The sequence below is a fragment of the Streptomyces sp. NPDC016309 genome, from assembly GCF_043077235.1.
Lineage (GTDB): Bacteria > Actinomycetota > Actinomycetes > Streptomycetales > Streptomycetaceae > Streptomyces.
Window position 1 is genome coordinate 38,715 of record NZ_JBIBSG010000014.1, and the last position, 12,720, is coordinate 51,434.

General features: G+C 76.0%; 7 protein-coding genes. 2 read left to right on the forward strand and 5 right to left on the reverse strand.

Going from position 1 to position 12,720, the window contains the following annotated elements:
* The first annotated feature begins 3 nt into the window (after positions 1-3).
* Complete coding sequence (locus ACF068_RS28430; protein WP_392277151.1) at positions 4-4,398, forward strand: SAV_2336 N-terminal domain-related protein; 4,395 nt, start codon at positions 4-6, stop codon at positions 4,396-4,398.
* 137 nt (positions 4,399-4,535) lie between these two features.
* Positions 4,536-5,321, forward strand: a complete 786-nt coding sequence (locus ACF068_RS28435; RefSeq protein ID WP_392277218.1) for an inositol monophosphatase family protein — start codon at positions 4,536-4,538, stop codon at positions 5,319-5,321.
* A 71-nt stretch (positions 5,322-5,392) separates the two neighbouring features.
* On the opposite strand, the gene ACF068_RS28440 is transcribed toward ACF068_RS28435, so the two are convergent.
* The 5 genes from ACF068_RS28440 to ACF068_RS28460 form a co-directional block, all read right to left on the reverse strand.
* Positions 5,393-5,965: a GNAT family N-acetyltransferase gene (locus ACF068_RS28440; protein ID WP_392277152.1), complete on the reverse strand. Its 573-nt coding sequence runs from the start codon at positions 5,963-5,965 to the stop codon at positions 5,393-5,395.
* Between the two features lie 94 nt (positions 5,966-6,059).
* Complete coding sequence (locus tag ACF068_RS28445; protein WP_392277153.1) at positions 6,060-6,620, reverse strand: GNAT family N-acetyltransferase; 561 nt, start codon at positions 6,618-6,620, stop codon at positions 6,060-6,062.
* Positions 6,621-6,775: 155 nt separating this feature from the next.
* The gene (locus ACF068_RS28450) at positions 6,776-7,492 is read right to left on the reverse strand and encodes a S1 family peptidase (RefSeq protein WP_392277154.1); all 717 of its coding nucleotides are present in this window, start codon (positions 7,490-7,492) and stop codon (positions 6,776-6,778) included.
* Between the two features lie 463 nt (positions 7,493-7,955).
* Complete coding sequence (locus ACF068_RS28455) at positions 7,956-11,534, reverse strand: DUF4132 domain-containing protein (protein WP_392277155.1); 3,579 nt, start codon at positions 11,532-11,534, stop codon at positions 7,956-7,958.
* 208 nt (positions 11,535-11,742) lie between these two features.
* Complete coding sequence (locus ACF068_RS28460; RefSeq protein ID WP_392277156.1) at positions 11,743-12,522, reverse strand: phosphatase PAP2 family protein; 780 nt, start codon at positions 12,520-12,522, stop codon at positions 11,743-11,745.
* Positions 12,523-12,720: the final 198 nt, after the last annotated feature.

Consider the following 12,720-nt stretch of genomic DNA (forward strand, 5'->3'; position numbering starts at 1 on the left):
GCGGTGATCGAGCGCCTCTCCGCCCTGCTCGGCGCCCTCGGCGAGGCCGGCGATCCGCCGCTCCCCCGCGAGGTCGCCGAACTGGTCTGGCTGGCGCGCGCCCTGCCCGCTCCGGCGGAGCCGGGGAGCGGCGGTGACGGGACCGGTCCCGCCGGGCCCCCGGGCGGATCCCCGGAACCGGTGGCGGACCCGGACCGGGACCCCGCGCGGCCGCGCCCGGAACCGCCCGCCGGGGACACCGCCCCCGGGACGGAGGGCCCCGGAGCGGCGGGCCCGGGGACGCGGCTGTACCTGCCGCGGGCGCGGGAGCGGGAGGAGGCGCCGGACGCCACGGTGTCCGCCGTACCGGTACGGCTCGCCGGCCCGGCCACGCTTCCGGGCGCCCGGGAACTGGCCCGCGCCCTGCGCCCGTTGAAGCGGCGTTCCCCCTCGCGGGTCCGCACTGTCCTCGACGAGGACGCCACGGCGGAGCGGGCGGCCGAGCGGCGGCACTGGCTGCCGGTCATGGCCCCGGCCGCGGACCGCTGGTTCGACGTGACACTGGTCGTGGACACGTACGGGGACGGCGCCGCGTTCTGGATTCCGCTGGGCCGCGCGCTGAACGGCCTGCTGCGGCGGACGGGCGCGTTCCGTGACGTACGGACGTACTGCCTCCGGCCGGGCGCCGATGGGCGGCCCGGTCTGGCACCGACCCTGTCGTCCGCCGCCTCCTCGCCGCGCGCCCCGGGCACGGCCGTGGACCCGACCGGACGGACCGTCACGCTGGTGCTGACGGACGGTGTGGCGCCCCAGTGGCGGTCCGGGGCACTGCGCGCGGCGCTGCGGGAGTGGGCCTCGGCGGGCCCGACGGCGGTCGTCCAGCCGCTGCCCGACCACCTCTGGGCGCGTACGGCGCTGCCCCCGGTGCCGGTCCGCTTCCACGGCACGGGCAGGGGCGTGCCCGGCGCCCGGCTGAGGTACGTCCCGTACGGCCTGGGGGCCCGGGCGCCGGAGCCCGGGGACGTCGCCGTGCCGGTGCTCGCCGCGACGCCCGAGTGGCTGGGGCCGTGGGCCGCGGCCGTGGCGGGGGGCGGCTGCTTCGACGGCGCGGCGGTGCTGCTGCCCGCCGACGGGGCGGTGGAGCCGACGGACCCGGGGGCGCCGCGCGCGGTGGGTTTCGAGGAATTCCGGGCGTCGGCGCAGCCGCGGGTCTTCCGGCTGGCGGCCTGTCTGGCGGCGGCGCCGCTGAACCTGCCGGTGATGCGGATGGTGCAGTCGACGATGCTGCCGGACAGTCCGGTGTCCGACCTCGCGGAGATCGTGTTCAGCGGTCTGCTGCGCCGGGTGCCCGGCGGCGGGGACGGCCTGGACGCCGCGTACGAGTTCGTCCCTGGCGTCCGGGAGCGGCTGTTGGGTACCCTCCGGCGCGACGAGGCCGACGAGGTGGTGGCGGCGGTCTCGGCGTACGCCGACGGGCGGGCCCCCGGGACGGGCCCCCGTTTCACCGCCGCGGTCCCCGCCCCGGCGGGCCCGCTCGCCCTGCCGTCGGGCGCCCGCCACTGGGCGGAGGTGCGCGACCTGGTGCGGCGCCGGCAGGGACGGCCTCGGGCGGCCGGGCTGCCCGGGACGCCCGAGGGGCGGTTGTTCCTGATCACGCTGGGCGCGGAGCATCCGCACGGAGCGGTGGACGGGCACCATGTGCACAGCGTGCGCAACGTCGGCCGGATGGCCGCGGTGTTCACGGACGCCGGCTACCAGCACGTCCTGCCCGAACTGGCCGGGGCCACCCGGGCCGAGGAGGTGCTGCGGGCCGTCGGCGACTGGGCGGGCGGGGCCCGGCTCGGCCGGGCGGACGCGGTGGTCGTGTACGCGGGCCACACGGACGTGACGCCGGACGGCTACCGGCTGCTGGCCCACGGGGACGGTCCGGCGGTGGGGCCCCTGGCGCTCCACGAACTGCTGGCGGCCACGGAGGTGGGACACGTGCTGCTCCTGCTGGACGTGAGCCCGAGCCCGCCGGGCGGGATCACGTCCCCGGAGGACCTCGCCTCCCGGAGCCTCTCGCGCCGGCTGTCGGTCCTGGAGGCGGCTTCGCGCCCGGACGGCGCCAGGGGGAGCGCCCTCGTGGAGGCCGTGGCGCGGGTGCTCGCGGTGGCGACGGCCGACGAGGGGCAGGCGTTCCTGGACACGGCACGGACGCTGAACCAGGTCGTGGACACCTACCGGGACCTGGTCGAGGAGGGCGGCGAGGGGCCGGGAACGAGCCGGCTCCACACGCCCGCCGGTCCCGGCGCGCCCCGGCTGTTCCCCAACCCGCTGCAGGTCCCCGCGCTCGCCACGCTGGTGTCCTGGCTGCGGGGCGGCCCGCACGACGGACGGATGCGGGTGGTGACAGGGTCCGCCGGCTCGGGGAAGAGCCGGATCCTGCGCCGGCTGGCACGGCTGGTCCCCTCCGCGTACCCCCTGACGGCGGCGAGTGTCTTCCCGCGGTCGCTGCACGGCCTGGCCACCCGGGCCGAGCCGGTCGCCCTGCTCATCGACGACCTCGACGCCATCGGGGACCCGCGGTCGGTGCACGACCTGGTCCAGCCGCTGGCCGCGCTCCCCCATGTCCGGCTCGTCGTGGCGACGCGCCCGGAAGCGCTGCCGCTGCTCGGCCCGCACGTGGAGGTCCTCGACCTGGACGAGGAGGCGTACCGGGCGGCGCCCGCGGACTTCGTGCGGGCCCTGCTGGACGGCGTCCCGTCCGCCGCCGCGCTCGGCGCGCACGTCGCCGGCTGGGCGGGCGGCTCGGTGGCCGTCGCCCGCGCGCTGGCGGGCGCGGTCAGGGAGGGCCGGCTCTCCGCCGGCTCGGCCGAGGCTGCCTGGCTCCCGGAGGCGGAGGCCGCGGTGGACGCCAGGCTGCGGCGCTTCGGCGACGACCGGCCGGAGGTGGAGCGATGGCTGCTGCCGCTCGCGTACGCCGGGGACGGGGGCTCCCCGCCTCCGCCGGACCTGTGGGCGGTTCTGGCGGACGCCCTCGCGGACGGTGCGGGGCGCCGCCGGGACAGCGGCTGGGTGCTGCGGGCGGCCGCCGACCTGTTCGTACCGGGTACGTACCGCCTGTGCCGTGCCGTGGACCACTACCTGCGTGCCGGGGACGACCCGGCCTCCGTGCACGGTCTGATCACCGAGGCGCTGCTGGACCTCGTGCCCCGCTCGCGCGCGGACGGCCGACGGGACTGGCGGGCGGCGCCCGGCTTCGTACGGACGCACCTGGCCACTCATGCCGCGGCGGCCGGGAGCATCGACACCCTGCTGGAGGACAGCGAGTTCGTGGTGCAGGCGGACCCGGGCCGCCTGTTGCGCGCCCTGGACCCGGTCGCGACGCAGCACGGCCGGCAGGTGGCCGAGGTCTACCGGGCGGTGGCGCCCGTCCTCGGCCCGCTGGGGCCCGTGGAGCGCCGGGGGGTCCTCGCCGTCGAGGCCGCGAGCCGGCGCCACTTCCGCCGCTTGACCGGTTCCTTCGCGCGGCCGTTGCCGTGGCGTCCGCTGTCGGCGGGTGTGGTGGGCGTGTCGGTGGTGGACGTCTTCTCGTCGTCGCTCACTCCGGTGCCGACCCTGTTCGTCGGTGGTGACGACGGGGCGGTGCTGGTGCGGCAGTTGCCGGGCGGGACGCGCGACCATGTGCTGACGGGGCACGTGGGGCCGGTGCGCGCCCTGGACTGCGTGGCGATCGACGGCCGCCCGCACACGGTGACCGGCGGGGACGACGGTACGGTCCGCGTCTGCGACCTGGCCACGGGCGCGCTGCGGTCGATGTACAAGGCGTACGAGTCGCCCCGGGCTGCGGTGCGTGCGGTGGCCTGCACGGTGGTCGACGGCCGCCCCTGCGCGGTGATCGCCACCGAAGGGGCGGTCACCGTGATCGACCTCGCCCACAGTGCCGGGCGCCCCCTGGTGCCGCCCCTGCCGTGGCGCTCCTCCTCGCTGGTGTGCACCGTCGCGTCCGGCCGTCCCGTGGCCGTGCTGGCTTCCGCCGGGTCCCTCGACGTGTGGGATTTCGCCGGTACCGTCCGGCGCGTCTGCGCGGGGCCGGTGCCGGCCATGGCGGGTGTGGTCCTGCACGGGCAGCCGCACGTCCTGCACGGGCACGGCACGCAGGTCGTGTACGGGTGGAACGCGGCGACCGGCGCGCACCGCGAGGTGTTCCGCGGTGACGGCGCCGTCACGGCCGTCGCGACGACCGTGATCGACGGCCGTCCGTACGCGGTGACCGCGGAGGAACCCGGCTCCGTGGTCGTCCGGGACCTGTCGGGCGGTCACCGTACGACCGTCGTCCTGCCGCGGCCCGCCCGTTCGCTGACCGCCGCCGGGCGGTTCGTGGCGGTCACCATGGACGACACCGCCGTGTTCATCGAACTCCGGCCCGTGGGCTGACGCCGCCCCGCGCGCCGACGACCGCCGATACGCTGCACGGCATGATCACTACGAAGGGGACGGCTCCCGACGACGCCGACGGCACCGTCACCACCACCACCGTCACCGGCGCCGGCGACACCGACGCCGCCGTCGCGATGGCCGCGGCACGGGCCGGCGCGGACGTCGTCCGCGGCCTGTACGGCCGGCGGCTCGCCCGTATCGACAAGGGCGCCGGGGACTTCGCGACGGCGGCCGACGTCGCCGCCGAGGAGGCGATCGTCGGTGTCCTCCGCGCCGCCCGCCCGGACGACACCGTCCTGGGAGAGGAGGGCGGGCGGCGGGGCGCCGCGGCGGCGACCCGCCAGTGGCTGGTGGACCCTCTGTGCGGCACGCTGAACTACGCCGTCGGGAACATGCTGGTGGCCGTCAACGTGGCCCTGCGCGGCGGCGCCGCGGCGGTGGCCGACCCGTTCAGCGGTGAGGTCTTCCACACCGACGGCAGTGCCGCGTGGGTCCGGTGCGAGGGCGCCGACGCCGACGCCCGGCTGGTGCCGACGCCGGCCACCCGGCTCGTGGACGTCAATCTGGACCCGCCGTTCCCCGGGGCGCCGGAGTTCCGGGCCGTGCACCTGCTGGCGCACCCCGAGTTCGTCGAACGGTTCCGGCCCCGGGTCGTGTCCACCACGCTGGCGCTGGCCTGGGTGGCCGCCGGCAAACGGGCCGCGTACGTCACCGACGGCGGTGACCTGTCCGGGAGCGTGCACTTCGCCGCGGGCATCGCGCTGTGCCGGGCCGCCGGCTGCGTGGTCACCGGGATCGATGGTGCTCCGGTCGGCGAGGGGGGCCGGGGACTGGTCGTCGCCGCCGACGGGGACACGCACGAGTCGCTGATGTCGACGATCCGGAAGACGCTCCGGCCCGCCCGCTCCACGCGGGGGTGAGGCCTCGTCGCACCGGCCATGGCGCGGGCCGTTCCCTCACGCGGTCATGCGCTCGGTTCCGTGCTCGTGAGTCACGCGGCACCGTCGCCGGCCGTGGCCGTGGCCGTGGCGGCGGTGGCGGCGACGGTGGCCGTGGCGGCGGTGGTCGGGGGCCGGTCGGAACGGATTTCGTCGAGAGCGAGTTCGCCGACGCGTTGGTTCCCGCTCATCTCGCCCGTCGGCCGGAAGCCGAGCCCGAGGTAGAACGCTTCGGGACCGTCGTCGCCGGGATGCCACGTGACGGTGAGGCGGGTGCCGCCGCGGCGGCGTATCTCGGCGGCCACCGCCCGGACCGCGAAGCGGCCGTAGCCGCGGCCTTGTTCTCCGGCCGCGATGTTCAGCCGCCACAGGCCCGAGCGCAAGTCGGTGCCGGTACCGGTACTGTCGTCGGCGAAGTCGATGTCGAAGAAGGCCATGAGGAATCCGACGGGCCGGTCCCCGTCGAGGATGAGCCGGGGCCAGGCGACGTCCGGATGCACGTACGCCTCGGCGAGGGACCTGACCACCGGGGCCACGAGGTGCTCCTGGTCCGGGCGTACTTTCAGGGCGATCGCCGTCTCGAAATTGGCGGCGGTGATCTTCTCGAGGCGGAGTGGGCCGGTCATACGCGCAGCCTAGGCCCACCCGCCCGGCGGACCAACGGCTTTTCGGCGGTCGGGCCGCGGGCGGGGTCGCCGGCAGGGGGGCGGATGGTCGTGGTCAGGCCGGGGCCTCGCCGACCGCGCCGGGCCCTTCCCGGGTGCTGGTGATGTCCTCGCGGAGGACGCTGTAGCGCACCACGTCCCGCCACTCGCCGTCCCGGAACAACACGCTCCGGAGCACGCCCTCGCGGGTGAAGCCGGACTTCTCCAGCGCGCGCTGTTCGGCGAGGTTCCCCGTCTCGGTGTCCGCCTCTATCCTGACGACCGGCGTGTGGGCGAAGAGGTACCGCGTCAGCAGGCGCTGGGCCCGGGTGCCGATGCCGCGGCCCCGGGATTCCGGCAGCAGTTGGGCTCCCATGTTCCAGCAGGAGGAGTTCCGCGTGGTGACGGCCCTGCGCCAGGCCACGAAGCCGCACCGGTCGGTGCCGCTCACCACCATCAGGTGGCCGCCGTTCTCGCCGAGCAGTCCGTCCTCCGCCCAGCGCCGGCGCCAGTGCCCCGGGTCGGACCAGCCCAGCCACTGGTACGGCCCGGTGGCCTCGGGGTCCGTCAGGAAGCGTTGCAGCAGCGGCAGATCGTCTTCGGCCACGGGGCGCAGCAGCACGGGCTCGTCGCTCATCGCGTCACTCTACGGGCGGCCCGGCGCCGGCGGTACGGGGCCGGGGCTGCGGGGTCGGTGAGCCGTGCGCGGCGGGGGCGAGGAGGGGCGAGGCCCCCACCGCGGGCGCGGTGGGGGCCGTGGTCAGGGCCCGGGGTGGGGCCGGCGGTGGGGTGTCACACCCCGGCGATGCTCTGGATCCAGGAGCGGTACGCCGTCACGTTGGTGTAGGCGGTGGTGGTCTGGCGGTCGCTCGTGGAGGCGACGCCCACCTGTGCGCCGTTGGCCACCATGGGGCCGCCCGAGTCGCCGCCGGCCGTGATGCCGTTGCCGCGGCGGGCACAGATGGCCGAGCCGTTGTAGGCGTCCCGGCAGCCGCCGGTGACGATGACGTCGGCGACCTTCAGGTACCTGGACTGGCAGTTGGCCTCCGAGCCGCACTGGGAGGTCGCGCCCCAGCCGTACACCTGCACGGTCTGGTTCACCGATACGGAGCCGGGCTGGCCGAGGCGTGCGTAGGTGCCGCCGACGGAACGGTCGATCCTGACCAGCGACAGGTCCGAGGAGGGGTGGCTCTGGACGCTGATCCCGTTGGCCACGGTGCCGCCGGTGGTCTGGTCGAGGCTGCCGATGCGGAACGACAGTCCGCCGCCGCTGACGCAGTGCTTCGCGGTGAGGATCCAGGTGGGGGCGATGATCGACGCGCTACAGGTCTGCCGCCCGTTGGAGAAGAGCCGGGCCGCCCAGGGGGCGTTGGTGGCGTACCCTCCGCCGATGATCGGCTGGACGTCGGTGCCGGGGACGGGCGTGGCCTGTGCCGACGCGGTGGGCGCGATCCCTAAGACCGACAGGGCGGCGATCGCGAGGGCGGGGGCCAGTCTGGCTATTCGCACGTTCGTCTCCATCGTGTGGGGGTGAACGTCCTCGGTGAGGACCATGAGACCGCATAGGTATGCGGCGCGGGCACTCGTCCAAGCCGGGGTAAGCCTGACGAGTGCATGCCATTTTCGGCAGTGGTGAATCTGACAGACACGCAGCAGCCATCGCAAGGGGTGGAGTTGCGAAAGTTTGCCAACTGGGCTTTCCCGGGCTCGATTCACAGGCGTTTGCGCAGCTCCGCGCCGAACGATGAGGGGAGAAGAGAGCCAATCGCTTCCCTTCGGCGCATCGGCCCCCGCTACCGGATCAGGAGCGGGGGCGTCGCCAACAGGCTGTTGAGCGCGGCTTGTTGAAAGCTCTGACTGTCCGTGTAGATATGCGTTTCCCAGCATGTGCGAGCGAAATTCTCCGGTGGCCGTCATCGGACACCGGAAATCCTCGCCGGTGGTCCTCCGTCGGATCCGCTGCTCTCCCCCGTCAGGCGTTGCGGACGCGGTTGCGCAGTTCCTGGCATTCGACGGCCGACCAGAGCACTCCGGCGAGGCCGTCCAGCAGGCGCTCGTCGGTCACCTCGGGCAGCCCGCGGCGCACCACTCCACCGAGCTCGGCCCAGACGCGTTCGGTGGTGTCATGCACGCCCCTGGCCCAGGAACGCGCACCGATCAGTTCCGCCATCGAGGCGCGTGTCCGCTCCCCCACCGCGCCGAGCAGGTCCTCCGCCGTGGCGGTGTCGGCGGTACGCAGCCGGGCCGAGCCCGCCTCGTCGCGCGGGCGCAGCAGCCGCCACCAACCGGGCGGCGGCACGAACGCCGAGCCGGCGGTCCACCGGCCCTTGCGGGGACCGGACACGCCGTCGCCCGTCAGCGCCCATGCCGCGAGGACATCGCCGTCGGGGCCGCGCAGCTCGCCGTACTCCGGTCCCTTGCCGGCCGTGGCCGTGCGGTGCACGGTGCGGGGCCGGTCGTCGCCGGGGAACAGCACCGTCTCCTCGTGGGCCGGCGACACCTGGGCGTGGACCCGCCGGACGCCGTCGAACGGGGCGGTCACGAAGGTGCCGTCCTCCCAGCGCAGGCCGGTGTGCCATGGCTTGCGGTGGTCGTACGCCTCGTCCTCCCAGCGGGCCCGCACCCCGGCGTGGTCCACCGCGACCGCCCGGCCGGGTCCCACCAGGAGCAGGGCGTCCCCGCCGTCCCGTACTTCCGTCCAGTCGCCCTTCCGCCACTGCGCGCCGTCACCGTCACCGTCGGGGAAGCCGAACTCGTCGGGGAGTCCGGCACGCAGGGTGCGGGCCAGCGCGACGGCCGGGTCGACGGCGAGCAACCGTTCCACCTCGTCGGCGACGTACCGGCGGACCGCCGGGGCGGCGAACGGCTCCATGTCGCACAGGGCGGCGTGCAGGGGCAGCACACCGCCCTCGGCGGAGAGGCGGCCGTGCTCGCGGAGGAAACCGGCGGTGAAGGCCCGCAGTGCCGGTCGCGCGGTGAGCGTCCTGGCACGTCCCGGGTCCCGCGTCAGAGGGTGCGGCGGGCGGGCGCCGACGGACAGGGTGGCCGCCGGGTCGGAGAGGGCGGCCAGGAGCCGGGGCGCGAAGCGGCCGTCCCGCGTGACGTGCGGCAGGTCGTCACCCTTCGCCCTGCCGAGCCAGCCGAGGAAGCCGAGAGGCTCCGTGGCGTCGTCCGCCACCGGGATCCCGGCCGCCAGCAGCGCGTCGAGCAGGCCGAGGTCGACGCACCGGTCGCGCGCCGAGGCCTGGGTGTCCGGCATCCGCAGCGCGGGCAGCGCCCGGTAGGGTGCGGCGTCCTCGGCGCGCAGGCGCGCGGCGATGTCCGCGAGCAGTTCGGCGAGCCCTTCGACCGGCGGCTTCAGGCCCCGGTAGCGCGTGGCGAAGCGGCTCAGCCAGGCGTGTACGCCGGTCACGTCCACGGTGGCGCCCGCGCCCGGCCGCGTACCGCCCGGCGTGTCCGCGTCGCCCGCTCCGGTGAGCAGTGCGGCCGCACCGGTTCGGCGCAGCAGGCGCACCCAGCCGGCCGCCGCCGCGGCGAGCGCCGTCCGACCGCCGCCGGTGGGCGCGGCGGTCAGGGTGAGGAGGGCGTCCGGAGCGACCCGGCCCTCGGAGAGCAGCGCCGACAGCACCGGGGCCCAGCCGTCCCAGACGTCCGTCGTGGCGTCGTCCATGCCGCCGTGGGCCAGCAGGCCGCACAGCAGCACCCGGTGCTCCTCGTCCACGGGGGCCGTGCCCCCGCCGAGGTCCAGGAGGTCGCGCGCGAACTCCGGCCGGGACGGCAGCCCTGCCCGGTGCCAGGCCCGTACGAGCGCGCGGTGGTGGTGGGCCGCCCGCTCGGCGGGCAACCGCGCGACGAGGGCGTCGCGGTGGTCGGCCAGGGCGCGCCGGGAGACGGCGCCCACGGCCGCGCACTCCACCAGCGACTCGATCAGGGCGTCCTCGTCGACGGCCGCCCCGCTGGTGTTCTCCACCTCGCGGGCGCGTGCGAAGAGCGGCTGGGCCATGGCGGGGCTGCCCGCGTCGGCGATGATCCGGGCGCCCTCCTCCAGCGCGGCGGTCACCAGCCGCGGCGCCTGCTTCTCCAGCGGCGCGAGGGCGGCCTCCAGTGCCTTGGCCGCGCGGCCGGGCTTGGCGGCGGCCGTGGCGGCGCACGCGCGGAGCTGCTTCAGCAGTCCGATCGCCTTCCGGGCGTCGGCCGGTTCGGCCCGGCACACCCGGGCGAGGAAGCCCGGCGGTACCGAACGGACCCGGCCGACGGTCTCGCGCGCCGCGTTCCCCTCCCGTACGTTCCCCTCCGGTACCGGTACGAGGCCCAGCGCCCGGGCGACCGTGTCCTCGGCGTCGGCCGCGCGCCGGGGCACCAGGCGCACGACGAACGCCCCCTCGTCCAGGGCTGCCCACGCGTAGCGGCACACGGCGAGCGCGTCCTCCCCGTCAGCGGCGTCCGGCGGGGCGCCAGGGGCCACGCCTCCCGCGTCGAGCAGTTCCTGATCCTCCCAGCCGCCCGTGGCCGTGCTCGTGGTGACGTCAGCGGCTCCGCCGGCCGGGCCGGCGTTCTCCGCGCACCGGGCCAGGAACGCCCGGTACGCGGTGGACGCGTCGGGCCGCTCCTCCTGGCGGTAGCCGCCGTCCCGGGCGTCGTACAGGTGGGCGGCCGTCCGCATGCCCTCCGACCAGGCGACGAGGGGGATGTGGTCGTAGGCGCCGGCGCCTTGCCGGCCGGCGCCGCGCTCCCCCCAGTACACGTCGTTCATGCTCGTGCCGCTCATGGGGCCCTGCCAGCGCAGGTCGATGCGCATCGCATGGCGGGTCCGGCCCGCGTACACGTCGACGTACGCGGTCTCTCCCCGGATGCGCCCGCCGAACCGGGCCAGGGCGCGCTCGAAGCGCGCCCCGCTGTCGAACTCGGCCCCGTCGAAGGCGTCGACGCCCCGCCACGCGTGCGGTGTGGTGGGCGCGGCACGGGGCCGCCACCACACCGTGCGGTGCAATTGCTCGATGCCCTGCTCGCCCCCGTACGCGTCGAGCAGGGAGCGCCAGCGGTCCAGCAGTCCCCGCCCCCGCGGGTCCAGCAGCACCGGATGAGGAACCGTCACCAGGTGCTCGTCGAGGCGCAGCTCCCCGTCGGGGGAGACCACGCGCAACCCGTCCCCGGCCCCGGGCCCGGCCTCGACGAGCAGCCCGGCCCGGGCGACGTCCGCCGAACCGTCCGGCAGGTACGGCGCGACCACCAGGTGGCGCAGCACGCGCTGCCAGTACGGGTCGGGCCACACGGCGTGCAGCAACCGCGCGGGGAGCGGCAGCGCACGCGTCATCCACCGCTCCACCTCGGTCTCCGCCCGCGCCGCGTGGTCGGCGAGCCAGTCGGCCAGCGCCAGCAGCAGTTCCGCCTCCGCGCTCCGGCGTACCTGCGCCGGGACGTTCTTCAGCACCCGCCCCGCGGCGTTCCGGCAGACCAGCGCGGGGCGGGGCTCCGCGTACGCGTCCAGTGCCACCTCGTACTCCGCCCACCCGGAGTCGCCCTCCGTGCCGTCGACCGCCGTCCATTCCATCGCCGCGTCCCCCGTTCGTCGAGCCCCCCAGCGGCAACGCCCACCGCCGCGCACCGGCGCCCGCAGCGGAGCGGCACCGATGTGATCACTCTAGGACGGCCTACTGACAACGCCCCCGGGGGCCGGGCGGGAGGCCGCGGCACGGACCGGCCGGCAGGGGCCTGCCGGCCCGCCCGGTACGCCAGCCGCGCGTCAGGACGGTCCGCGATCAACCGCCTCCGGACGGAGTGCGGCGATCGTCTTCCTTCCCGATGTCCGCCCGGCGCTCCCCTACGGGCGCACGGGATCCACCGAATCCCCCTGCCTCGCACCGGCCATCGTCGGCCATGGCCCGGGCCGTACGGGGCCGGTGGGCGAGGGCACCGCTGCCGCGGGGCACGGCCCCGTCGACGTGGCGGGAGGGCGGGCGGTCCGGAAGGACGGTGCGCGCCATGACGAGGAGGGCGCCGGCCCCGTTGAGCAGGCCCGCGAGGACATCCGTGGGGTAGTGCATGCCGGCGTACAGCCGCGATGCCGCCACCGCGACCGGTACGGCGGCGAGGACGAGGGCAGGCGCGTGACGCCAGGGGCCACGGAGGCGGGTGAGAGCCAGTACGGCCAGCGCCCCGAACAGTGCCGTGGCGGCGCCGACATGTCCCGAGGGGAAACTGGAGGTGGGCGGCGAGGGTTCCAGGTGGGGCACATCGGGGCGGGGGCGTTCCACCCACAGGGTGATCAGGAGGAAGATCCCGGACTGGACCACCACCGCCCCGCCCACGAACAGCGCCTCGGGCCACCGTGCGGTACGCGGAAGCACGACCAGGGCGGTCATGGAGACGACCGTGAGCGCGACCACGCCTTCGGTGCCGGCCACCGCGGACAGCCACTTGGAGACCGTCGTCAGGGCGGCGGTGCGGTGCGCGGCCAGCGCGCGGTTGACGCCCCCTTCCCCGTTCAGCGGCCCCTCGGTCGCCGACGGGCCGGTCAGCAGGAACCCCAGGAGCGTCATCAGTCCTGCCTGTACGGGCAGGAGCAGGAGCCATCGGGGCCGGGGGCCGGCCGCGGCTGCGCTGGGTGGTCTCGTCATTCGGCTCTTGTTACCCGCACCCCCTGTGAGGATGCCCGCGGCCGATCGGCGCGAACGGGCGTACGCGCGCCCGTGCGGACGGGTGAGGGGGCGCGCCTCGTGGTGTTTGCGGGTGCGGGG

Bases quoted from the DNA above. Each gene is read 5' to 3' on its own strand.
- ACF068_RS28435 (WP_392277218.1), top strand. From the start codon at position 4,536: ATGGCCGCGGCACGGGCCGGCGCGGACGTCGTCCGCGGCCTGTACGGC.
- ACF068_RS28440 (WP_392277152.1), bottom strand. From the start codon at position 5,965: ATGACCGGCCCACTCCGCCTCGAGAAGATCACCGCCGCCAATTTCGAG.
- ACF068_RS28445 (WP_392277153.1), bottom strand. From the start codon at position 6,620: ATGAGCGACGAGCCCGTGCTGCTGCGCCCCGTGGCCGAAGACGATCTG.
- ACF068_RS28455 (WP_392277155.1), bottom strand. From the start codon at position 11,534: ATGGAATGGACGGCGGTCGACGGCACGGAGGGCGACTCCGGGTGGGCG.
- ACF068_RS28460 (WP_392277156.1), bottom strand. From the start codon at position 12,522: ATGACGCTCCTGGGGTTCCTGCTGACCGGCCCGTCGGCGACCGAGGGG.